The organism is Limnothrix redekei LRLZ20PSL1 (assembly GCF_043235035.1).
Taxonomy (GTDB): Bacteria; Cyanobacteriota; Cyanobacteriia; order CACIAM-69d; family CACIAM-69d; genus CACIAM-69d.
In genome coordinates this window covers 106,763-130,279 of sequence record NZ_JAZAQF010000006.1, presented here as the reverse complement: position 1 = coordinate 130,279, position 23,517 = coordinate 106,763, and the positions used below count along the sequence as shown (strand labels likewise).

The following is a 23,517-nucleotide window of genomic DNA, read 5'->3' as shown; positions in this document are numbered from 1 at the left end:
AAAATCACTGCCTGAAGAAGGCCAGTGGCCAACGCTTGCTAGGTTAATCAGCTTTGCCAGGTTGCTGCCTTCCTGAAAAACGTGCTAGCTTGAATGGCAATCAGGCCTAGTCCGCCATTTAACGTGAAACAGCGGGCATTCAGCTTTCGGGCAATGTCCAAGTTTTAGCAGTTGGCTCAAGGTGATTGAGGCCCTTTGAATAAAGCAGGAGGTGATGCCCATGGGTAGTAGCAGTAGTATGTCTCAGGGTTTTCAAGTTGGAGGATACTGGCTGTGTACCGGGCTGGTTGCCTAGGTAAGCCCTCCCTCTTCAAAAAGGGTCACGTCACTCGACGGGGCGGTTAAAGCTTTCGCAATACCCGGCAGTTGAGTTTCAAGTTGATAACCCGCTAGACCGCTCCTATCCGTTGTTTCGGGTAGGAGCGGATAGTTTTTGGGGGGGTTGAGCGTGTTTTGATTGAGGGCTGCGGGGCGATCGCGCTGGGTTGGATGCCCAGTTGCCTTGGATTCTTGCGCTGTTGAGGTTGAGCTTGAGATTTAGCTTGAGGTTTAGCGTTTGGGGTTTAGCTGTCGCGGCGATCGCGCATGAGCCAAAAGCCCGCAAAGCGCTCCTCATCGGGGTTAGTTTGCACCGCCAGAAAATGCACTCCTTGGGCCCCTTGCTTTTGGGCTTCAAAGGTTTGTCCCTCGGCTTTTTGGGCCGCATTGGGCAAGGTCGAGAGCACCCAAGCATCACCAATGCCGGTTTCCAAAATCACCCGATCGGGAAATTCCTCCCGATCGCTCGATAGGCTGGAAGGCTTCACCTGTTGTTCAATCCGCACAAAACCCATTTCCAAACCCGACATCCAAGCGGAGATGGCCATGGCCCGAGGCGAAAAAATCAGCAGCCCAGGAACAGGTGTGTCGGGCGCTAAATTGACCATGGACAAGGGAAACGCCTCGCCAAAGTCGATCGCCCATTCATGCAGCTCGCCAAAGGCCGACGCTTCCAGGGAAACAAAGGCCCACTTTTGCCCCAACAGCGCATCGGGCAAGGGCTGGGCGGCCGGTGGCGGCATGAACACGCCTGCCGTTTGGGCGGTGGCTTGGTAGCCCGGCTCTTGGGGATAGACCGTTTCGAGCCGATCGGCAATCCAATCCTTGATGGCGTGGGTGCGGTGGCTGAGGGCACAGGGCAACTCCGCATCCTGACAGGCTTTGACGATCATGTTCTTCATGGCCTGCCGGAAAAAACGAATCCGGCTGGGGGCCTGGCCTGCCTCGGCGATCGCCTCTTCGATCGCCTGCATCAGGGTCACGGAATTGACCTCGCTGTTGGAGCAATATTTGCTGTAGCGAAACAGGGATTGCCAATCGGCCCGCGAGTCAGTGGGACTCTCACAAATCAAGATTTCCCAAACCTTTTTTTGGTCTGCATCTAAAATCGGACGCGAGTAAAAATCCAGTTCCCAGATAACGGCCATTGCTAAAAAATTTGCCGGACGGCTAAGTTGAGGCTTGCGGTTGGTCAGCAACCGGGGCAGAAGCTGGGCGATCAGGCGATCGGCCCCATACCAAACCCCAGGACACCAAAATTCCAAACCGTCTCAACTGTACCGTTCCGTTGAAACGGGCGATCGCTCAAAAACGGGTGAAATCATCCCTTGCGGCATGGGCTGAACCCAAGGCAACAGCCCTAACCGTTGACTAACCCTTCACGCCACTGCCCGTCTCACTGGGCACAATGTAGTTTTGCATCACCAAAAAGAAAGCCAAAATTGGGGCGATCGAAATGACCGAACCCGCCGCAATCAAGCGCCAATCTAGGGAAAACGTGCCCGACAACCGCGCCACCCCCAGCGGCAATGTGTAGTAATTTGGGTCATCCAAAATCAGCAGCGGCCAGAGAAAATCGCTCCAAGCCCCAATAAACACAAAAATTGCCAGGGTAATCAGCGCCGGCCGCACCGATGGCAACATCACATGCCACCAAATTCCCAACTCAGAACAGCCATCAATTCGGGCCGCTTCTTCCAAATCCTTCGGCACGCCCATAAAGGCCTGGCGCATCAAAAAAATGCCAAAGGCCGAGGCGATCGCCGGGAAAATTAAGCCAATAAAACTATTTCGCAGCCCTAAATTCACCGCCAAAATATAGAGCGGAATCATCACAATTTGGAAGGGAATGGCAATGGTGGCCACGATCGCGCTAAAAATCCATTCCCGCCCCTTAAACGACAACCGCGCCAAAGGATAGGCCGCCAAGGAACAGATCAATAAGTTCAACGCCACGGTTAACCCCGCCACCAGGGTGCTGTTGAGCAAATATTGTGCAAAGGGGGCGCTCGTCCAGGCTTTGACAAAATTTTCCAAGGTCGGCGCGGCGGGAATCAGCCGAGGCGGAAAGGAAAAAATATCTTCCGTGGGCGACTTCAAAGATGTGCCCATCAGCCAGAGCAAGGGCAACAACATCACCAGGGCGATCGCCCCCAAAAGCACATATTGAGCCAGGGTTTTCCAGGGCGATGCTTTGGAACCAAAAGTCTGGGGAGTGGTTTGATCAATTTCCATGCGCGGTTGCCCCCAGTTAATCCAGTTGGCGGCCTGTCAGCTCCACAAAGATATCCTCTAGGTTCGATGGACGCACCATCAACCCGGTTTTTACCGCCTGGGAATCTAAGTATTGATTCGCTTCCAAAAGGGTGGGGAAGAATTTGTAATCCCAGCGATCGGCCGTTTGTTTCATGACCAATCCTTCCCCATGTTTGGTGCGCAAATCTTGCAGCGTTCCCAGCTCAATCAGTTGGCCCGCGTCCATGATGCCGATGCGATCGCACAGATACTCCACTTCGTCCATGTAGTGCGTCGTCAGCAGCATCGTCATGCCACCGCGATTGAGGTCGCGAATAATTTCCCACAGACGGCGGCGCGTTTGCGGATCCAACCCCACCGTTGGCTCATCTAAAAATAAAATTTCCGGCTCATGCAACAGGGCGCGGGCAATTTGCAACCGACGCTTCATCCCGCCCGACAGGGTTTTCACGAGACTATCGCGGCGATCGCCCAGTTCCACGTAGTCCAACCAGCGATCGATCCGCCCTTGGCGCTCTTTAGCGGGAATGTGGTGCAGCCGGCCGTGGAATTCCAAATTTTCCCAAACGGTTAAATCACCATCCACGCTGGTTTGTTGCAACACCACGCCAATTTGTTGCCGCACCTGCTGCATTTGGCGAGCCACATCAAACCCAGCCACCTGAATTTGTCCAGCCGTGGGGCGAGTGAGGGTGGTGATCATCCGAATGGTGGTGGACTTGCCCGCGCCGTTGGGGCCCAGCAGCCCAAACATTTCTCCCGCTTGAATCTCAAAGCTGAGATCGTTCACCACGGGGCGATCGCCATAGATTTTTTGTACGTTTTGCAGGGAAACCGCCGCGCCCATTGTTTTCTTGCCTGTGAATTGCCCAGCCTGTAACAGCTTTGTAACACTGGCTTCTACTGTACCTGTTTGGGTTGAACAACGGTTTCCGAATTCCACAGGCGGCGGCTCCCATTAACGCCAATTAACGCCAATTAATCCGTATCCTGATCCGCCGCCGGGTCATAGAGCACCACGTTTTCCTGTTCGTTGGGGTCATTGCGGGCCACCAACGCCTGGGCCGGTTCGCTGGTGCTGAGGTTGTGGGGCTGGTGGGGAACGCCAGCGGGAATGAAAATAAAGTCGCCCGCTTCATGGATGATCGATTGTTTGAGCCCTTTGCCATAGCGAGTTTCAACCCGTCCTTGGAGCAGATAAATCGCTGTTTCATAGTCCCGATGGAAGTGGGGTTCGGCTGCACCCCCGGGCGGAATAATCACCAGGTTCAGGGAAATGCCTCGGGATCCTGCGGTGGCTTCTGAAATGCCCACAAAGTAGGGCAATCGCTGGCGCGTGAGGGTTTCCGCGTCGGGGCGAACGGTCACAATTTCACCGTCAATGGCTTGATCAATGGTTCGCTCAATGGCTTGATCAATGGCTTGATCGACCGGTTCCGGTTGCGTGGGCTGAGCCACCGAATCGCGTTGATCGGGCCTAGGGGCCGATGGTGACGAATCGATCGAGGCGGTAACGGGCATCCCTGATTGATCCATAGTTCCGAAGCCGGCTCGGCCGGTTTGAACGGGTTGCATTTGAACGGGTTGCATTTGAACAGATTGAGCGAGACCAGCCCAGCAAATTCAGCGCAGCAATCAAAACGATTAAAGCGATCGACAGTGGCTAGTGGCTAAGTTGAGGGACGATCGGGCGCGGGGCGAGCAGGGGTTGAGGATTCCAAACGCCACAGATGCCACCAACTGGCCCCAAAGGGAACCAACCGCTGACCCCGCTGCTCGATCGCGTTGGGCAGTTTCTTGCCAGGAACAAGCACAAAGGTATTGGGGCGATCGGGCCAGTTCAAGTTTTGAATGCTGGGAGCTAACCAAAAAGTGATGTTACGAGCCTTCAGGCGATCGCTGGCATAACTCAAAGACAGGGCCGAGGAAGAATAGCCAGGAACCGCTGTCATCACGATTAACGGGCGATCGACCTCTTTCAAGGCCTTGGCAACTTCCACCCAACCCGGCCCCCCCTTGTTCCACCAGAATAATTGCCAGGAGCGGGCTTTTGCCGCATTCAAGTTAGCCACGACCAACAAAATCGCCAAGCTACTCGCAACAAGTTGAGGCATCCAACGCCAACGGCAGAGATAGAACCACAAAGGTTGGGGTTGGGGCCATTCCTGACCAGGCTTGGGAGGGATCCGATCGCAAAGCGTGGCAATCCAATCGGCTAAGGCCACTTGAACACCAATGATCAGCGGCAATTGATAGCGAATGATAGTCGCCATGGCGCGATCCATCACGATGGCTGGCAACCAAAGCAACAGGAAAAACGGGGCAATGGTACTAAAGACAAATCGCTTAACCATTGGTTCGCTCGATCGCCCACAATGCACCAGCGCCCCCACAGACAACACCAAGACCCCTAGTCGAATTGGATCCACAACCCTGGAAGTTGGGATCCAAATATTCGGCTGGTTATCCCACAGGGTGGCCGCGAACGCACGCATGGCCGACCAACGCTGCATCCCGGGTTGGTAGGTTTGATTCAACCACTCCAGAGATATCACAGCCCCCTCTCGCACTTGAAACAGTGTCCATAGCCAAGGGGACATGGCCAAAAGGGTTCCACTCACCGCGATCGCCCAAGGGATAACCCGTCGCCAATGCCGATCGCCCGATCGCCACCACCAAACCCCAACCCAAAGGCCATGGCCCAGCAACACCAACCCCCCAAGCAAGTGGCTGTACCAATTGAGGGTGAGGGTGATGCCATACAGCAACCAGTGAACTCCAGTGGACTTTTGCGCAGACTTTTGCGCAGACTTTTGCGCAGAATTACGCAGCGATCGGGCTAAAAATCCACTGGAAAGCACCACAAAAACCAGCCAAATGGCATATTCTCGCGCCTCTTGGGCATAGAGAATTTGTAGCGGTGACAGAGCCACCAACACCGTACCAATCCAAGGCAAACTAGGGCGATCGCTCAATTGGCGTAAGAGCCAAAACACACTGGGCAACAACGCAACTCCCATCAGAGCCGTCATCGTGCGGAGGCTGACAATGTTGTTCCCAAACCAGTGGGCCCAGCCTCGGGCTAGCAAGTAATAGAGGGGTGGGTGATGGGCATTGGCGGCAGCCAAAGACTGAACCGTATCCCAAGCCGTTTTGCCCGGTTTTGCAGCAAGACTGCGCCAGAGATCGGCCATGACCTGCTCGCGGCCTCCCCATTGTTGAAGGAGTTCAGGATCCGTCTGGTTCGCAATATGCCGCAGGGTCGAAAATTCGTCGTACCAAGGGAGGAACTGTCCTAGATTAGAAAATCGCAGCAAGCAACCAATGGTGATTAGTCCGATCGACCCCCAAACTAGCCAACGTGGTGCTCGTGCGTTTGGATCAGCCATGTTTTTGTCAATCTTTCGCCATTTTTCTGGTTATAGCCTATGAATCATGGGCCCAATTTGAGCCAGTTCGGTGCGAAAGATCTACACAAGAAATCCATGTTGTTCGCTCTAGAAAAGCGATCAGCGGTGGCTAAGTTGAGGGACGATCGGGCGCGGGGCGATCGGGCATGGCGGATTGCAATCGCCACAAATTCCACCAACTAGTTCCGAAGGGAATCAACCGCTGACCCCGCTGCTCGATCGCCTGGCGGAGATCGGGGGATGGACTAAACACAAAAGTGTTGGGGCGATCGGGCCAGTTCAAGCCTTGAAAACTGGGAGCCAGCCAAACAGTAACACCGCGAGATTTCAGGCGATCGCTGGCGTGGCTCAAGGCCAAAGCAGAAAGGGAATACCCAGGGATATCGGTCATCACCAACAGGGGGCGATCAATTTCTTTCAGGGCTTTGGCGATTTCGACAGAAACGGTTCCCCCCTTGCTCCACCAGGACAATTGCCAGGAGCGTGCTCTAGCGGCGTTTAGGTTAGCAACCACCAGCAAAATCGCCAATAGCGCCGCAAAACAGTGAGGCATCCAGCGCCAGCGGAATAAATAGAACGATAGGGGCTGGGGCCATTCTTGGACAGGCTTCGGGGTGATTTGCTCACAGGTCGTGACAATCCAGTTGGCCAACACCACTTGCATTCCCAAAAGCAAGGGGAACTGGTAGCGAATGATGGAAGCCATCGTTCGATCCATCACAATCGCAGGCAGCCAGACCAGCAAGAGGAACGGGGCCACTGCACCTAAAACAAACCCCTTGAGCAAGGGTTCTCCCGATCGCCAACATCCCACCAAGGCCACAATCATCCACAGGGTCACCATCAGGCAGGGAACATCGGTCGCCGTTGGGAAGGAAGCCCAAAGATTCGGTTGGTTATCCCACAGGGTGGCGGCAAAGGCCCGCAGGGCTGCCCAACGGTGAATTCCTGGGGGCCCCGCCTGACTGAGCCAGGCCAGGGAGGCGGCTGATTGGGTTTGGACTCGATAAAGCACCCAAATCCAAGGGGAAATGGCCAGCAGGGTTCCAATGGCGGCGATCGCCCAAGGGATTGCCCGTCGCCAGTTTCGATCGCCCGATCGCCACAGCCAAACCCCAACCCAAAGACCATGGCCCAACAGCACGAATCCCCCCAGCAAATGGCTATACCAGTTCAGGGTGAGGGTAATCCCATACAGCAGCCAGTGGGGCCAAGTGGAATGACGTAGCGATCGGGCTAAAAATCCGCTGGACAGCACAAAAAAAATCAGCCAGATCACGTATTCCCTTGCCTCCTGGGCATAGAGAATTTGCAAGGGAGACAGGGCCACCAACACCGTGCCCACCCAAGGCAGGCTGGGACGCTGGCTCAGTTGCCGCAGGAGCCAAAAAACACTGGCCAGCAGGATCACCCCCATGATCGCCGTGGCGGTGCGGAGGCTGACGATCGTGTTGCCAAACCAGTCGGCCCAGACGCGCACAAACAGGTAATACAGGGGCGGGTGATGGGCATCATGGGTGGCGAGGGATGTGACCATATCCCAGGTGGTCTTTTGGGGTTTTGTCGATAGGCTGTGCCATAGGTCGGCCAAAACCTGTTCGCGCCCCTGCCACAGTTGGGTGAGATCCAATTCCGATTGGACGGCGATGTGCTGCAATGTCGCCAGTTCGTCATACCAAGGCAGGAAATGGCCTAGACCGGAAAATCGCAGTAGGCAGCCAATGGTGATTAGCCCAATCGATCCCCAAACCAACCAACGTGGTGCTCGCATTGCTCGATCGGTCATGGTTTCTGGGTCATGGTTTCTGGGTCATGGCGTTGTCGATGTCTCGCCAGTTTTCTGGTTATAGCTCATGGCCCTTGGGCCCCAAGCCTTGCCAGCCGGGCGCTAAAAGTCCGGGTCGTCGGCTAGGGTTTGCAGGTGCTGCAAAAACTGCAACAGTTCCCGATCGGTCAGTTGGGCCCGGGTGCGCTTACCAAAGGCCATTTGTAAATATTCCACGCCCTGTTGCTTGTTCCAGCCCAAACGCTTCATCAGCACATCTGTTTGGGCGATCGCGTCGGATAAGTCCGTGGGAGCAGGCGCGGGCGCAGGGGCCGGTGCGGGCACGGGGGTAGGGGTGGGCGCAGGCGGGCTGGCGGCGCGGCGCGATCGCTTGGGGGCGGGAGCCGGGGCTGGCTCTGGTTCCGGTTCTGGGGGCCATTCTGGCTCCATGGTGGGCAAAGGGTCGCTCGCCCCATGCTCAACCTCGTAGAGATCGTCATAGCCGGGCGATGTGGATGCCAGGGCTGGATTCAGGGTTGGATTCAGGGTTGGATCCATGCCCGATCGACTGTCAAATCGATCGGGCGATCGATCATCAAATCGGTCATCAACCACATCAACCATCGGCGCGGCCAGGGGAGCCGGAATCGGGGTCGAGATTGGGGCTGCAATTGGGGTCACCACGGACAGGGCGGCCGGAAGTTGGTAAGTGGGGGTGCTGCTGATCAGTTGGGCCTGCCCCCGATCGGCCGGTTCCAAAAACAAACCCACCGCTTCCAAGGCCCGCAACCGGGCCCGATCTTCAGCTTCCTCCAGTTGCTCCGAAGCGCCAAACCCCGTGGCCAACACCGTGCCTTCCAGGGTGACGGCCGCCCGCACAATAAACTTTCCCTGATTCACTTCAATGATTTCGGATGTGAGGCTGCCGTTGGGATAACGGGCACGGAATTCGGCAAACATGGCACAAACCGATCTCGGTTAGGTGGGCGGGTTGAGCAAACGGGGGGATGGCGGCGATCGTGCGGCTAGGGTAACCTGCGTGTCAATGATTGACAAGGTGCACGCCACGCTCTAGCGTAGATGGGCCCGAGCGCAGCCGCTCCCTCCAGTGTGTTCTTGCATTGATTTGGTGTTTGGAGTGTCTTTGGACGAGGGTTCCCATCGACCACCCCCCTCCCAATGCCACAACGCTGCAACTTCGATCTTGCCGGTTCAAGATCTTGCAGCACCCAATGCGGAACCCTTCCGGCCCTAGCTCGAGTGACGCTTGTGGATTTCCCGCCCGATCGATGCGACGGGCCCCGACCAGCAACGCTCCAGAGGCATAGGGATCGTCGTCAGTACGGTTAATGTTCATGGCATTCAACAATGCTGTTCGCAGCACTGTGATGGCTGTCGCTCGCGCCTCATTCGCCCCATCCCATTCTCTGTGCCCGGAGGTTGACGCGCTTCATGGAATTTTCGATCGCTTCCCTACTCGCGAGCTTTACCTCAGAAAAGTCGCTCACGCCAAAGGTTCTTGAACAAAAGTTGGGCACTCGCGAAGGACGCGGCAATCGCCAGCTTCAGATTGCCCTGGACGCACTGGAAAAGTTGGGGATCTTGAATAAGGAGCGCGGTCGCTATCGCCGGTTGGAACAGGAGGGCATGTTTGAGGCCAAGCTGCGCTGCTCCAGTAAGGGATTTTGCTTTGCCATTCAGGATGACGACGACGCGGAAGATGTCTATGTGCGGGAATGTCACCTGAATAATGCCTGGAATGGCGATCGGGTGTTGGTGAAGGTGATCAAGGAGGGTGGCGGTCGCAGTCGGCGGCGCAGTCCTGAGGGCCATGTGGAGCTGGTGCTCGATCGGGCTAATTCGTCTCTGTTGGCCCGGGTGGAAAAGGGCGAGGACGGAATTTTTCGGGCGGCCCCTTTGGACGATCGATTGCTGTTCCGGGTGGAGCTGGACACCAGCGGGGTGGACTTGGACGCGATCGTCAACTACCTAGTCAGCGTGGAAATTGTCCGTTACCCGATCGGGCAGTTGCCCCCCTTGGGCCGCGTGATCAAGGTGTTGGGGGCCGATGCGGACGCGGCGGCTCCGGCCGACATTGTGGTCTGTAAGTATGGGCTACATGAAAGCTTCCCGGAGGAGGTCTTGGCGGCAGCGGCGGCGTTACCGGCTCCGGCGAACAGCTTGAAGGCGAGCGAAATTCAGGGACGGTTGGATTTGCGATCGCTGCTGACGGTGGCAACGGTGACCGCCACGGCCGGCGAGTTGCCCCCGGTGATGGATCGTGCCATTACCTTGGAAACCAACCCGGCGGGCCATATGCGGTTGGGGCTGCATGTGCCCGATGTGGCTCACTATGTGGACCCGGATTCACCGCTCGATCGCGAAGCCCGGCGGCGGGGTGTGGCGGCCGACTTGGGGGCCCAATGGTTGCCGCTGTTCCCGGCGGATCTTTACGCACGCCATGGTTCCTTGGGTCTAGGGTGCGATCGCCTGGCCACTTCCGTGCTGCTGACCTTTAATGATCAGGGTGAATTGCTGGAGTTTGAAATTCATCCCAGCGTGGTGCGGGCCGATGCCACCCTGACGGAAGCCCAGCTCGATGCGTTCTTGGACGGCAACCAGGCGGATCCGGAGTTGCCCCAAGCCCCCGCGATCGGGGATTTGTTGACCCAACTGAAAACCCTGGCGGCGGCCCTGCGGGGACAGCGGCTCAGCCGAGGCGGGTTTGACCTGAGCGGTTACCGAGGGCTGACCTCGTTCGATCGCGAGGATGTGCCCGGTGCGCCGATCGCCCCGATCGGAATTGCCCCCACGGCCCGTGTCCTGTTAGCGGAAGTGACGATCGCCGCCAATGCCGTGGTGGCCAGCCATCTGCAAGCCCTGCAAGTGCCCACGCTCTACCGAGTGCAAGCAGCCCCCAGTCCCGGGGATGTGCAGGAAACCCTGCGGTTGGCCGGCAACCTGGGCTTGGAGCTGACCCTGGAGCAGCCGGATCAAGTGACCCCCCGCGATGTGCAACAGTGGCTGCAACAGGCCACCGACGGCGACACCCGTAAAATCCTGAATCGTCTGTTGGTGGAAGCCCTGAAGCCAGCCGCCTACAGTCACGAACCCCGCTCCCACTTTGGCTTGGCCCTGCCGGTTTACACCACCCTCAATGCGCCCACTCGCCATTACGGAGACCTGTTGGTGCAACGGAGCTTGAACACCCTCTTTGCCAAGGGGCGCGATCGACGCACGGCCCGCAGCAAAGAAGGCGTGAATTTGCACCACAGTTCTTGCCATGGGGCGATCGGCTGGAACCTGTTGCCCACGGAAGATCAACAGGAGTTGGAAGCCTCGATCACCAGCGCGGCCTGGCTGCTGAGCGATCGGGAACGATTGATCCAAGAAGCCGCCGCCGACAGCCACGGCCTCCGCAAAACCGCCGCCATGCGGGCCCGAATTGGCGAAACCTTCAGCGGCCCGATCGTGGGCGTGCAGTCCTACGGCTTCTTTGTGGAACTAGAGGCCTTGGGCATTGAAGGGCTGGTGCATGTGTCCTCCCTCAAGGACGACTGGTACGAGTATCGATCGCGCCAGCAAATGTTGATTGGTCGCAAGAGCCGCCGCCAATACGCCCTCGGGGGCCGTGTGGAAGTGGAAGTGCGCGGCGTGGACTACTACCGCCAACAGATTGATTTGGTGGCCGTCAGTGGCGGGGCCGAGTCCAACTTTGATGCGCTGGTGGACGATGAGGACGAAGCCGATGATTCGGATCTGACCTTTGGCTACGGGGCTGAGGAGCCGGAAGAATCGGATCTTGTGGATCTCCACGAGCCGGACGATTTGGAAGCGCCCCTCGACGAGTTCGACGACGACTAGATCCGCTACCTATCCTAGAAGGAGCGATCGCCCCGGTGATCGCTCCTTTTGATTGGGAACTGCTTCCTGAACGTTGGTTCCTGAACATTGGGAATCAGGAACTAGAAATCGGGCCATTCAGAATTCAAGAGCAAGCCATGAAACGTCGTCAGTGGTTATGGCAAGGATCCCTCGCGCTGGGCGGGGCCCTTGGGGGTTGGGCGGGATTTGGCGATCGCCCCGTTCGGGCCGCCACCCGTTGGAGCTATGACGGCCCCACCGGCCCCAACCACTGGAGCGAGCTGGATCCTGCCTTTGCGACCTGTGGCCTCGGTCAGCGCCAATCCCCGATCGATCTGGCTGCCCAGAAACAGCTTGGGCCCGTGGATTTGCGGTTGGCTTACCAATCCGTACCCCTAACGGCTCGCAACACGGGGCGATCAATCTTTGTGGATTGCCCGCCCGGCACTTGCACCCTGCATCTGGGCGATCGACCCCATGACCTCTTGCAATTCCACTTTCACCACCCCAGCGAGCATCACCGCGCCGGCCGCACCTTTCCCGCAGAAGTGCATTTTGTTCATCGCGATCGGGCCGGATCCCTGTTGGTGTTGGGCCTTTGGTTAACGGCCGCGCCAACCCAGGCTGCCGCTTCCCAGCTCGATCGAGCCGCCCCCCAACTGTTGCAAGACTTATTAGCCCGCGCGCCGATCACCCTCGGAACCAGCTTCGATCGCACTTGGCAAGGAAACCCCGCCGACCTGTTGCCCCCCATCCCCCGATTGCTCTACCACTATCAAGGCTCCCTCACCACGCCCCCCTGTTCCGAAGGGGTGACTTGGCTGCTGTTTCCAGAACCCCAGGCGATCGCCCCCGCCCTGCTCACCGAGTTGCAAACCCGATTGGGAACCAACGCCCGCCCCCTCCAGGCCCAGCTTGCCACCCCCAAAGCCTAGGCCGAACGTTCTAGCGTTGGGAATTCGCCGACTCCTGCGCGGGCGAATCCGCCAAATTGGTTTGCTGAATTGGAATTTGGATCGTGAAAGTTGTGCCCTGGCCGTATTGCGATCGAAAGCTGAGTTTTCCTCGATGTTTTTCCGTAATAATTTGATAGCTGATGGCTAGTCCCATCCCAGTCCCTTTACCCACATCCTTGGTTGTGAAAAAAGGATTGAAAATCTTGCTCTGAATTAGTAACGGAATTCCGATGCCATTATCAGAAATTTCAATCGCAATCCATTGACTATCCACAACGAAGGTACTAATTTCAATTGTTCCAAAATAAGTGGAGCTACTAGGCATAATAATTTTAGAATCTACTTTTTTAACAGCCTCCCCGATCGCATCGATCGCATTTTCTAAAATACTCATTAATGCTTGATTTAAATATCGAGGATAGCATTCAATCAAAGGCAATTGTCCGTAATACTTGGAAATAGAAATTGATTGCAACTTGGCTTTCAGTTGATAGCTTAAGATTTTCAGAATTCCATCAATATCCTCATGCACACTGATGGTTTTTAGCTCGGATTCATCAATTCGTGAGAAATTTCGTAAATCCAAGACAATTTGCCGAATCCGATGAGTCCCCGTTCGCATTGAGTTGATAATTTTTTGAGAGTCCTCTTTCAAAAATTCTAAATCAATAGTTTCGGTGGGCAATGGAATCGTAGCAGCCGTCTCCAAGTCACGGGCTTGATAAGCCTCCAAGGATTGAATCAGCATTTGCAGATATTCTTCTAAATATTCCAAATTTCCGTGAATAAAGTTCACTGGATTATTAATTTCATGGGCAACTCCAGCCACAAGCTGTACCAAACCCGACATTTTTTCAGACTGCACTAGCTCGCATTGGGCCTGTTGAAGCCGCTCGATTGTGGCTTGTAACTTTTGATTAGCTACATTCAGAGCTTGCGTTCGTTGGGAAACCCGCTTTTCGAGTTCTGTGTTCATCCGTTGCAGCAATTGTTCAGCCTGGTGGCGATCGGTCACATCCGTTAAAGATCCTGAAAACTCACCATCTTCACCACGGGGCTGAATCGCAATTTTTAGCCAAACTGTTTGCTGAGTGTGGTCTCGAAAGTGAAGCTCCTGTCGCAAAGTGGCACAATGATCCAAGTCAGCCATCATCATTTGCCAGTCCGCTTGCTCAGTTTCATCCATAAACTGAGTCAAGGGTTTGCCTAAGCACAAATCAATCGGAAAGCCGAGAATCTTCGTCCAAGCTGGATTTAAAAAGGTAATTTGACCCAAATGATCAACCTTAAAAACAATTTCACTCAGGTTTTCCACTAAGGTTCGATAGCGGCGCTCTGATTCCGCGAGTCTTTCAATGAGTCGGTATTGAATTTGGGTGTTTAGCTCATCACTTTTACTAAAATCAGTCATTATTCTGTTTTACCTAAGAGGATGTCTGAAAAGCCCAAATGGATACTCTGCAAGCTCCAGTCACCGACGAACCTAGGATGCTTCAGCCCCTTCGCCAACTACTAGCCCTTAACTCGGTATTTCAAAACACTTTTCAGACATCCGCCAAAGACTTAAGAAAGCACTCAGCGGAAATTACATTGGCATACAGGGGAAACACATTTTCTAAGTAAAATTCCTGCTCAAATTGGGTTCTGGCGCAGGTGCAATCGGCCAAAACTGACACGCGATAGCCCTTTTCGTGGGCAGCCCGACCGGTGGAGTCAATGCAAACGGACGTGACCGCACCGGCAAGCACAATATGAGCGATCTGATGTTCTTGCAGCAGCTCATGCAACGAGGTGCCCGTGAAGGCATTTAAACCTCGCTTTCCGGGCACAACCCAAATTTGATCGTGAAAGGGCAGGAGGGCCTCAACCATTTCTGCACCTTTTTGCCCTGCTTGGAAGGCTCCCACATCACGGACGGTTTTCAGGATACCAACGGGATCCAGCAATTCTTCATAGGTGGGGGTGAAAAAAATTGGGGTCGCAATGGTGGGAACTCCATGGGCGATCGCCCCGCGCACCACTTGCACCGTACTGTCCAAGATGCGATCGACTGGGACAGCCTGGTCAATCACAGACCGCAGGATCCCATCGGCAGCAAAATAGTCGTTTTGGAACCCAATCAAGATCAGGGCCACTGCACAGGACATAACAAGCTTGGCTATGGGTCTTCTGTTCAGTTTTACGATCTCAATCTTGAGAGAGCAAGCAAATTCGCCTACCCGACTTATTCACGATTGATGCTATTGAATGGCACTCAAAATTATTGATTTAAAAGCAACTGAAATTGATGTTTTTGACATGAGAAATGATGAATTCATCAAAAGCATCAATCGCATTCCGTAACCGGGGAAGAAGCCGCCGCCGCAATACCCACAGATGGTGATTCCGGTTCCACTTCGGACAGAGATTTCACAGCCCCGGGGGTGGGATCTTGGGCCCGCAAATTCGCCAAGGCTTCCTTGAGCAACACAGCCATGGGCACGGCCACCACTACGCCCAACAGGCCGCCCACACGCACACCGGTTAGGATGGCCACAAACACCCAAAAGGGATTCAGGCCCGTCACGCTACCCAGCACTCGAGGAGCGACCAGGTTTTCCACCACTTGCTGCACAATCAGGGCTGCGGCCAAGGCTTGCAGGGCCAGTCCAATATCCTGGAGAGCAATCAGGGAGATGACTGTGCCAATGCCCACGGAGCCACCAAAGGGAACCAGGGCCATCAACCCAATGGTTAGGCCAAAGAGCAGGCCAAAGGGAATTTTGAGCAACACAAACATGGTGGTTAGCCCCAGGCCCAAGCAGGTGGCCGTGAGGATTTGCCCAATGAAGTAGTTTTGGAAGCTCGATCGCAGGGTGCGGGAAAAGGGCTGCTGAACCCGATCGGGTAGCCAAGCAATCAAGCTCTCCCAAATTTCTTCGCTGTGTTGCAGCAAATAGAAGGTGAGGACGATGGTTAACACCACGTCCAACAACCGAACCACCGTCACCACCGTGACATTTAAGGCCAAGTTGAGGGTGCGACCGGCAATGCTTTGGAGTTCGGTTTTGAGGCGATCGTTGAGTTGGGAAATCACCCCATCTAAGCTGATGGGCAAACCAAACAAGTCGGCTCGCTCATTCAGCATCATGAGTTGGCGCTGGCCCGAGTCGATCCATTCCGGCAGCCGCGCCACCAATTGTTGCGCCTGGGCCACCACCAGCGGAACCAGGGTCACGCCCACGCCAATGACGATCGACAGGGCCACCAAAAACACCACTACGGCGGCCAGCCCTCGCTTCACCCCTTTGGCCGCTAGCCAGTTCACAGGATAGTTCAGCAAAAAGGCCAGCAAGGCTGTGACCAACAGCACCCCCAGCAACGATTGGAAGTAGCCAAAAATCGTGGCCAAGGCCCAGGCATTGAGCACGGTCAGGGGAGCAGCCAGGGCAAAGAATAGAAACCGTGATAGCGGCGAGAGCGATTCCCACCATTGAACCAGCTTGCTTGCGGGAAGTGGCTCAGTGTTGCTCATGCGGGCGCGGCTCCTGCGCTGAGTTAGCAATGGTTTTCCCATTATCGCCAACTTGGGCGGGAAGCAACCCTTCTCTAGGACAAAACTTTTGCAAAGGGGGCGATCGGGGCGGTGGATGGGGGTCAAGGGCTAGGGTGATCGCTCGGGAGGGTTGCCATGGCGGGCGATCGCTTGCGATGTTGCCACATCTTCGCACCCGTCCAAAACAGGGCGATCGGGGACAGGCCCACCAACACATAGAGCCAGCGTGTCCACAAACCGCCAAAGGTGCCAAAGTGCAGCGGCCCGAAGCTGTTCAAGATTCGATCGCCTAACGCTGCCTGCCGACTGTCATTCGCCCGCAGCACCTGACCGCTGTAAGCATCCAGAATCACATTGCTCTGGCCGTAGGAACTGGGTTCGTGGGTTTGGCGCTTGCCAATTCGCACCACCCCATCCGGCGTTCTGGGCAGTGCGATAAACGTTGTGGCAGCTCCGGGTAATGCTTGGTTCGATCGCGCCAACAGTTCCGACAAAGGCAAGGATTTTTGATTGGGCAACACCTTGGATTGCCAAACCGGCTCCGCAGGGGTGAAGGTAATTGCTTTGATCACCGCCGTTGATTGGGCATAGAAATTCCAACAAAACCCCGTGAATCCGGTCAGCACTAAAAAAACAGCAGCAACGATACCCACAACCTTGTGAAGATCAAAATTCAGTCGCTTCGGGTGCGCATTCCACTTAATTTTGAAACCCGCTGCCAACCGTCGCCAACCGGGCCAAAGTGCAATGCCAGTAATCCCCAAAATGGTCATAAAAAACCCTGAAATGCCAACAATAATCAGCCCCGTTGTGCCGGACAACAACTGATAATGCAGCCGGAAAGTCCAATTCATCCAGTTATCTTGTGCGGATAGGGTTCCTAGCACCTTTCCGTTGTAGGGATGAATAAAAAGTTGAATGAGCTGATCGCTCTGCCAAAGACGAACTTGGTAAGGCTGGTCAGGATGTTGAGGAAACAAAATACCCTCAACCATGGAACCCGATAACTGTTGAGCAAAGGTTTGGGCAGCATTGGATACTTGGTCAATGCTGACGAGGGTTTCTTGGGGGGCGATCGCGCCGAATTTTTCAACAATCAGCCGATCTTGCAACTCATGGGAAAACACCAACAGGCTCCCCGTCACCCCCACAACGATCAGAATCAACCCAACAACTAAGCCCAAGTAGCGATGCAGCGGAAACAGGATCGATCGAATCTGGTGAGCTTGCATAGTCCTCTCGGATTCCAATCCGGTTGAAAAACCAATTTTGCAAATCTACTTGAGGATGAAAATGCCGTAATCGGCCACAACATCACCCACCGTGAGGCGATCAACCCCTTGCACGATCGCCACCAAATCGCCACTTTTAGTTGAAATGCGCAGGGTTTTATCCTGGGATTTTAGACTGTAATCTTCCGGCTTCCCTGCCAGCAAAATCGTGTCCTCGCCGGGTTTGAAATTATCAATTTGGGCGTAATCTGCATCCCCCTTACCCACATAGAAAGGCGCAGACTTGGGATTAGCTGGGGTGATCAAACTGCCCACAATAAATTCATCCTCGGAGCCGGGTTGACCCACCAGGCGATCGACCTCCCCTTGGCCCAAAGTTTTGGGGCGAATGGGCAACTCACCGCCCTTGTCAGCCACAATCTCGAACGCCACTCCTGAGATATGAGGGTGATGGCCAAATCCAGAAATGGTGTCGTTGCCGCCTGTGCCCATAAAAAAGCCCGCGATCGCCTCGCCGTTGGCATCTTTTCCAGACTGTCCAACCGCTTGATAATGGGCGAGTGGGGAAGCAAATTTCCCGGCTTTGACTTGTTCGTTGACTTCGGGATAGGCCAACGCATAAAGGGCTTCATCAAAATGCTTGGCACTCGGCTCAACCGAGGCGATCGGGCTGCTGCTGGGGGTGGTTTCTGGTGCGTTATTGCTGACCGTGGATTGGTTAGTTGATCCTGATTGGCAAGCGGTGATCAAACTCAGACTCAGCAGGGCGATCGCGTAGGTTTTATGCATGATCATGGTTGGGTTTAAAGAACGTTTTGAGTCGTGGTTGAAATGCGGGTTCAAGCATGGATGCTGACTGGCAAAGGGGCGATGGCAAAACCGCAATCAACCCCAAAGTTGAGACCCAAAACTAGAACCGAATGGAAGCCGATCCAGTGACCGTGAAAGGTGTGCCCACTTCTAGACCGGTATTGCTGCCTACCGTGGATTTGATGTAGGTTTCATCGGTGAAATTCCGGAAATTCAAGGCGAAACGATAATTATCTCGCTGATAGAAAATGGCAGCATTGCCGATGAAATAGTCCCCAATTTTGTAGTCGTTGGCGAGGTTGCCGTAGCGATCGCTCGCATATTCAAAACCCACCCCAAAGCCCAATCCCTTGAGAGAACCAGACTGAATTTCATAGGTTGTCCAAAGGGTGGCTTTGTGCTCAGGAATGCCATACAGCCGATTCCCAATCAAAGACTCGTTGGTATCCTCAGTCACTTCGCTGTCGATATAGGCGTAGGATCCCAAAATCTTCCAGCCGGGCAACAGTTCACCAATCAAGTCAAATTCAAGGCCGCGATTGCGTTGCTCTCCTGAAGAAACCGAAAAGAGGAGATTATCAGGATCAGTCACCGGCACATTTTGCTTGGTGATGTCAAAGTAGGTGAGGGTAGCCAGGAGGCGGCGATCGAACAATTCAGCCTTCACGCCCACTTCAAATCCTTCACCTTCTTCAGGCTTCAAGATTGAACCATCCGCACCGGTCGAAGTTGTGGGGCGAAATGACTGCGAATAGTTGGCAAATAGTGATAGTTCGGGAATGGGGCGATACAGAATTCCGAGGCGAGGTGTCCAAGAGCTGAGTTCGGTATTGTTGCCCTCTCGGCGACCCAATTGATCTTCTGTTTCAATGCCGATCGTGTCATAGCGCAGACCAGCCACCACGATCAGATTATCGGTGAGGTTAATCTGGTCTTGAAGATAAAATCCGAGACGATTGGCCGTGGTCAGGTCATCATTGAACGGTGGCAATGAGGATCGATCGGGACGAACCACCGCATCATAATTGCGGTCAAAAATGTTGATGATTGACGGTTTTGAGCGATCAAAAACCGTTGCAATTCGTGACTCGCTATGATTTAGATCAAGACCAATGGTGGCTTGGTGGGCGATTGATCCTGTTTTGAAATTACCCACAAGACTGGTTTGTAAGGTGTAGGATTTATCCTCACCATCTTGGTCAGCATAGAAGCGAGTGACCCTGGGGCCGTTGGCAGTCAGCGGCAGCGCCACCACGCTGTAGTCATAGTCATAGCTGATGTAGCGGAAGCCGTTGCGAATTTTCCAGTTATCGCTAAAACGATGCTCGAATTGATAACCGGTGCTGAAATAGTCTGTTGTAATCGAGTCCTCGGGATCCGTAATAATCAACTCGCGATCGACTGGCGCAACCCCATCTTCAAATCGGCTCAGTCCAAAGTCTGATGGCCCTTTTTGGTGAATGTATTCAAGGTTGAGCGATAAATCCGTTTGGTCGCTGATCTTCCAAGCCAGAGCAGGCGCGATCGAAAAGCGATTGGTATCAGTTTCAAAGTCCCGAAAAGGTGCTTGGTGCTGATAAACGCTATTCAGTCGATAGCGCAAGCTGCCATCCGCAGTCAGAGGCCCCCCAAAGTCAATCCGAGGACGCACCAACTCATTAGTACCGCCTTGCAGCTCAACTTCGTAAAAAGGCTCAGCTAGGGGTTGTTTGGATACCAGGTTGATAATGCCGCCCGGTTCAATTTGCCCATACAAAATCGAAGCGGGCCCCTTCAACACTTCAATTTGTTCAAGATTGGCTACTTCAGGAATGGCTTGAAAAGAACCATAAAGCCGATAGCCGTCGCGCAAAATCGATACGGTGGCGGGATATTGGTTACCAAATCCGCGAATGCTCACCGTCGCTTCCCGACCGCTGTTGCTCCCGGCATAGGACACGCCACTGACATTGGTGAGCGCGTCTTCAACGTTGATCACCTGCTGATCGCGCAGGACGGCTTGGGGAATCACCTGCACTGAGAAAGGCGTTTCCAGAATCGGCGTATCTGTGCCGGTGGCGCTGGAGGCGTTGGGAACTCGGTAACTGGGCGATCGCTGCCCCGTCACCACCAATTCTTCTTCGGGCACATCAGCATCCACGTTCAGGCTGTAGGCCAAGTCACCCGTGGCCAAGGTCACGTCCTGGGTGGGCAAGCCGTTGCGACCCGTGACCACCACTTGGATTCGATCGGGCGCAATCTGCCAAACCCGCACCGAGGCCACTTCAGCGGTGGGGTCGGCTTGGGTGAACTCTGCCCCCTCCGGTAGCGCCAAGCTGGCATTGCTGATCTCGGCGATCAGTTGATTTCCCTCAGCGCGAAATTGGTTCGCATCAATCAACAAGGACTGACCGGCCGGGGTTTCCAGGGCAATTTCCAGCTCGTCGGGCAGGGGCGTGACCACCACGCGGGTGACAGTGGCCGGGCGATCGGCTTGGGCCAGCCAGGACTCCACCGACGTGGCGGGGGCGTTGCTGCGGAATCGATCGAGTGGCTCCGGTGGCACTGATTCAGCCCCAGCGGGAGCAGCCAGCGCCCCGATCGCCACCAACAAAACCGACAAAGACAGGGGAGATGCAGAGTTCATGGGACGTTTCCTAAAGGAATCCAATTAGCAATTAAGGGTGATTGTTTGCAAATTGACCTCAATCAAGCAGAGAGTTATTTCAACACAATGATTGAAGTAATTTCCCACATGATTTAGAACCGAATTGAAGCTGATCCTGTGACCGTGAAGGGTGAACCCACTTCAATACCGCCCTCATTTCCAGTGGCTCCTTTGATATAGTTTTCATCGGTGAAATTTCGGAAATTCAAAGCAAAGCGATAGTTATTTTTCTGGTAGAAAATGGCTGCATTGCCAATCAGATAGTCACCCAATCGATAGTCATTAGCTAGGTTTCCATAGCGATCACTCGCATATTCAAAGCCCACCCCAAAGCCCAATCCTTTGAAGGAACCGGACTGAATTTCATAGCTTGTCCAGAGAGTAGCTTTATGCTTTGCCAAACCAGCCGGCCGATTACCAATTAAGGCCTCATTGGTATCTTCAGTAACTTCGCCATCAATGTAGGCATAGGAACCCAAAATTTTCCAGCCGGGTAATGGTTCCCCGATCAGATCCAGCTCAATTCCTCGGTTGCGTTGTTCACCGGAAGCAACAGAAAAGAGGGGATTTTCGGGATCTGAAACCGCAACGTTTTGCTTGGCAATGTCGAAGTAAGTGAGGGTAGCAAGCAGGCGGCGATCGAACAATTCAGCCTTCACACCCACTTCAAATCCTTCGCCCTCTTCCGGGGGCAAAATTGCACCACTGGAACTGGTGGCCGTCGTGGGACGAAAGGACTGGGAATAGCTAGCAAAGAGGGCTAATTCAGGAATTGGCTGATATAAAATCCCGAAGCGTGGTGTCCAAGCATCCGCGTTGAAACTGCTGCTTTCATCGGTCAATTTTTGATCGGTTTTGCTATCGATCGTGTCGTAGCGCAACCCGGCAATAATCATCAAGTTATTGGTTAGCTTGATCTGATCTTGCAGGTAAATTCCTAGGCGAGTGGTGGTTGTGACATCATCTTGAAAGAGCGGCAAATCCGAGCGATCGGGCTTGGGCACTTGCTCATATTCCGGATTGAAAATGTTGATCGTGCTCGGATTAGCCGTATCAAACAAAGTCTCGATCGCGAACTCGCTATAGTTGAGATCGAGACCGATTGTTGCTTGGTGTTCTAGGGAACCAGTCTTGAAGTTTCCAATGACACTAGTTTGCGCGGTATAAGAGCGGTCATCCCCATCTTGATCAGCATAAAAGCGAGTGATCTCCGCATCATTCACGATGATCGGCAAGGCGATAACACTGTAGTCATAGGTGTAGTTGATGTAGCGGAAACCATTGCGAATTTTCCAATTGTCACTAAAGCGGTGCTCAAATTGATAACCGGTATTCAAGTATTCAGTAGTAATTGAATCATCGGGATTATTGATCACAAATTCCCGAGAAACGGGAGCAACACCATCCCCAAAGCGGCTAATGCCAAAGTCTGCTGGCCCCTTTTGGTGGATATATTCCAGATTGAAAGATAAGTCAGTCTGATCGCTGATTCGCCAAGCTAAAACCGGCGCGATCGCGAATCGATTAATATCAGTGTCAAAGTCCCGAAAAGGTGATTGATGTTGATAAAGAGCATTCAGTCGATAGCGCAGACTGCCATCACTGGTTAAGGGTCCGCTGAAATCAATGCGGGGGCGCACTAAAGCATCACTACCAGCCTGGAATTCTGCTTCATAAAAAGGTTGATCAAGCGGTTGCTTGGAAACCAGGTTAATGATGCCGCCCGGTTCAATTTGTCCATACAGAATTGAAGACGGTCCCTTCAACACTTCAATTTGTTCCAGGTTGGCAACTTCCGGAATGGCTTGAAAGCCCCCATACATGCGATACCCATCTCGCAACACCGGGGCCCCAGTGGAAAATTGATTGCCGAATCCGCGAATGCTGAAACTGGCTTCCCGGCTGCCATTACTCCCGGCAAAAGCCACGCCACTCACATTGTTCAACGCGTCTTCGATGTTGATCACTTGCTGATCGCGCAGAACCGCTTGGGGAATCACCTGCACCGAGAAAGGCGTTTCCAAAATTGGGGTGTCTGTGCCGGTGGCGCTGGAGGCGTTGGGAACTCGGTAACTGGGCAATCCCTGCCCCGTCACCACCAATTCTTCTTCGGGCACATCAGCATCCACGTTCAGGCTGTAGGCCAGGTCACCCGTGGCCAAGGTCACGTCCTGGGTGGGCAAGCCGTTACGACCCGTCACCACCACTTGGATTCGATCGGGCGCAATCTGCCAAACCCGCACCGCAGCCACTTCAGCGGTGGGATCGGCTTGGGTGAACTCCGCGCCCTCCGGTAGCGCCAAGCTGGCGTTGCTGATTTCGGCGATCAGTTGGTTGCCCTCGGCTCGGAACTGGTTCGCATCAATCAACAAGGACTGACCGGCTGGGGTTTCCAAGGCAATTTCCAGCTCGTCGGGCAGGGGCGTGACCACCACCCGGGTGACAGTGGCCGGGCGATCGGCTTGGGCCAGCCAGGACTCCACCGAAGTGGCGGGAGCGTTGCTGCGGAATCGATCGAGCGGCTCCAGCGGCACTGGTTCAGCCCCGGCGGGAGCAGCCAGCGCCCCGATCGCTACCAACAAAACCGACAAAGACAGAGGAGATGCAGAGTTCATGGGACGTTTGCTAAGGGAATTCAATCAGGAATTAAGGGTGATTTTTTGCAAATTGGCCTCAATCAAACAGAGAGTTATTTCAACACAATGGTTGAAGTAATTTCTCACA

16 protein-coding genes are annotated in these 23,517 nt (G+C 54.4%); 2 read left to right on the top strand and 14 right to left on the bottom strand.

Features of this window, described 5'->3' with window-relative positions:
* Positions 1-563: 563 nt before the first annotated feature.
* The 7 genes from VPK24_RS01485 to VPK24_RS01455 all read right to left on the bottom strand — a co-directional run bounded on the left by VPK24_RS01485 (position 564) and on the right by VPK24_RS01455 (position 8,709).
* Positions 564-1,466, bottom strand: coding sequence for a Tab2/Atab2 family RNA-binding protein (locus VPK24_RS01485; protein ID WP_393010136.1), 903 nt, complete (start codon positions 1,464-1,466; stop codon positions 564-566).
* A 223-nt stretch (positions 1,467-1,689) separates the two neighbouring features.
* Positions 1,690-2,454, bottom strand: a complete 765-nt coding sequence (locus VPK24_RS01480) for a carbohydrate ABC transporter permease (RefSeq protein WP_370567673.1) — start codon at positions 2,452-2,454, stop codon at positions 1,690-1,692.
* A 115-nt stretch (positions 2,455-2,569) separates the two neighbouring features.
* A complete protein-coding gene (ccmA, locus tag VPK24_RS01475; RefSeq protein ID WP_190355889.1) occupies positions 2,570-3,421 on the bottom strand; it encodes a heme ABC exporter ATP-binding protein CcmA in 852 nt (283 codons plus the stop codon).
* 131 nt (positions 3,422-3,552) lie between these two features.
* Positions 3,553-3,957, bottom strand: coding sequence for a cupin domain-containing protein (locus tag VPK24_RS01470; RefSeq protein ID WP_393010134.1), 405 nt, complete (start codon positions 3,955-3,957; stop codon positions 3,553-3,555).
* A 287-nt stretch (positions 3,958-4,244) separates the two neighbouring features.
* Positions 4,245-5,768: a glycosyltransferase family 39 protein gene (locus VPK24_RS01465; RefSeq protein WP_393010073.1), complete on the bottom strand. Its 1,524-nt coding sequence runs from the start codon at positions 5,766-5,768 to the stop codon at positions 4,245-4,247.
* Positions 5,769-6,093: 325 nt separating this feature from the next.
* Positions 6,094-7,770, bottom strand: a complete 1,677-nt coding sequence (locus tag VPK24_RS01460; RefSeq protein ID WP_393010071.1) for a glycosyltransferase family 39 protein — start codon at positions 7,768-7,770, stop codon at positions 6,094-6,096.
* A gap of 102 nt (positions 7,771-7,872) precedes the next feature.
* Positions 7,873-8,709: a hypothetical protein gene (locus VPK24_RS01455; RefSeq protein WP_393010069.1), complete on the bottom strand. Its 837-nt coding sequence runs from the start codon at positions 8,707-8,709 to the stop codon at positions 7,873-7,875.
* A gap of 492 nt (positions 8,710-9,201) precedes the next feature.
* On the opposite strand from VPK24_RS01455, the gene VPK24_RS01450 reads away from it, so the two are divergent.
* Positions 9,202-11,613, top strand: coding sequence for a ribonuclease R family protein (locus VPK24_RS01450; protein WP_393010067.1), 2,412 nt, complete (start codon positions 9,202-9,204; stop codon positions 11,611-11,613).
* Positions 11,614-11,648: 35 nt separating this feature from the next.
* Positions 11,649-12,548 (top strand): carbonic anhydrase, encoded by a 900-nt coding sequence (locus VPK24_RS01445; RefSeq protein ID WP_393010065.1) that lies wholly within the window; start codon positions 11,649-11,651, stop codon positions 12,546-12,548.
* A 10-nt stretch (positions 12,549-12,558) separates the two neighbouring features.
* Here VPK24_RS01445 and VPK24_RS01440 read toward each other — a convergent pair whose 3' ends face one another.
* The 7 genes from VPK24_RS01440 to VPK24_RS01410 all read right to left on the bottom strand — a co-directional run bounded on the left by VPK24_RS01440 (position 12,559) and on the right by VPK24_RS01410 (position 23,408).
* Positions 12,559-13,980: a PAS domain-containing sensor histidine kinase gene (locus VPK24_RS01440; protein WP_393010063.1), complete on the bottom strand. Its 1,422-nt coding sequence runs from the start codon at positions 13,978-13,980 to the stop codon at positions 12,559-12,561.
* 133 nt (positions 13,981-14,113) lie between these two features.
* Positions 14,114-14,716, bottom strand: a complete 603-nt coding sequence (locus tag VPK24_RS01435) for a cysteine hydrolase family protein (protein WP_393010061.1) — start codon at positions 14,714-14,716, stop codon at positions 14,114-14,116.
* Positions 14,717-14,895: 179 nt separating this feature from the next.
* Entirely contained in the window at positions 14,896-16,083 is a 1,188-nt protein-coding gene (locus VPK24_RS01430; protein ID WP_393010059.1) for an AI-2E family transporter, read from the bottom strand.
* Between the two features lie 122 nt (positions 16,084-16,205).
* On the bottom strand, positions 16,206-17,336 hold the full coding sequence (locus tag VPK24_RS01425; RefSeq protein ID WP_393010057.1) for a PepSY-associated TM helix domain-containing protein: 1,131 nt from the start codon (positions 17,334-17,336) through the stop codon (positions 16,206-16,208).
* Between the two features lie 45 nt (positions 17,337-17,381).
* On the bottom strand, positions 17,382-18,131 hold the full coding sequence (locus VPK24_RS01420) for a hypothetical protein (RefSeq protein ID WP_393010055.1): 750 nt from the start codon (positions 18,129-18,131) through the stop codon (positions 17,382-17,384).
* Between the two features lie 115 nt (positions 18,132-18,246).
* Positions 18,247-20,772, bottom strand: coding sequence for a TonB-dependent siderophore receptor (locus VPK24_RS01415; RefSeq protein WP_393010053.1), 2,526 nt, complete (start codon positions 20,770-20,772; stop codon positions 18,247-18,249).
* A gap of 113 nt (positions 20,773-20,885) precedes the next feature.
* Positions 20,886-23,408, bottom strand: a complete 2,523-nt coding sequence (locus VPK24_RS01410) for a TonB-dependent siderophore receptor (RefSeq protein ID WP_393010051.1) — start codon at positions 23,406-23,408, stop codon at positions 20,886-20,888.
* Positions 23,409-23,517 lie beyond the last annotated feature (109 nt).

Excerpts from the sequence above, each read along its gene's own strand:
- VPK24_RS01485 (WP_393010136.1), bottom strand. The coding sequence starts at position 1,466 with ATGGCCGTTATCTGGGAACTGGATTTTTACTCGCGTCCGATTTTAGAT.
- VPK24_RS01480 (WP_370567673.1), bottom strand. The coding sequence starts at position 2,454 with ATGTTGTTGCCCTTGCTCTGGCTGATGGGCACATCTTTGAAGTCGCCC.
- ccmA (WP_190355889.1), bottom strand. The coding sequence starts at position 3,421 with ATGGGCGCGGCGGTTTCCCTGCAAAACGTACAAAAAATCTATGGCGAT.
- VPK24_RS01465 (WP_393010073.1), bottom strand. The coding sequence starts at position 5,768 with ATGGCCGATCTCTGGCGCAGTCTTGCTGCAAAACCGGGCAAAACGGCT.
- VPK24_RS01460 (WP_393010071.1), bottom strand. The coding sequence starts at position 7,770 with ATGACCGATCGAGCAATGCGAGCACCACGTTGGTTGGTTTGGGGATCG.
- VPK24_RS01455 (WP_393010069.1), bottom strand. The coding sequence starts at position 8,709 with ATGTTTGCCGAATTCCGTGCCCGTTATCCCAACGGCAGCCTCACATCC.
- VPK24_RS01450 (WP_393010067.1), top strand. The coding sequence starts at position 9,202 with ATGGAATTTTCGATCGCTTCCCTACTCGCGAGCTTTACCTCAGAAAAG.
- VPK24_RS01440 (WP_393010063.1), bottom strand. The coding sequence starts at position 13,980 with ATGACTGATTTTAGTAAAAGTGATGAGCTAAACACCCAAATTCAATAC.
- VPK24_RS01435 (WP_393010061.1), bottom strand. The coding sequence starts at position 14,716 with ATGTCCTGTGCAGTGGCCCTGATCTTGATTGGGTTCCAAAACGACTAT.
- VPK24_RS01430 (WP_393010059.1), bottom strand. The coding sequence starts at position 16,083 with ATGAGCAACACTGAGCCACTTCCCGCAAGCAAGCTGGTTCAATGGTGG.
- VPK24_RS01425 (WP_393010057.1), bottom strand. The coding sequence starts at position 17,336 with ATGCAAGCTCACCAGATTCGATCGATCCTGTTTCCGCTGCATCGCTAC.
- VPK24_RS01420 (WP_393010055.1), bottom strand. The coding sequence starts at position 18,131 with ATGATCATGCATAAAACCTACGCGATCGCCCTGCTGAGTCTGAGTTTG.
- VPK24_RS01415 (WP_393010053.1), bottom strand. The coding sequence starts at position 20,772 with ATGAACTCTGCATCTCCCCTGTCTTTGTCGGTTTTGTTGGTGGCGATC.
- VPK24_RS01410 (WP_393010051.1), bottom strand. The coding sequence starts at position 23,408 with ATGAACTCTGCATCTCCTCTGTCTTTGTCGGTTTTGTTGGTAGCGATC.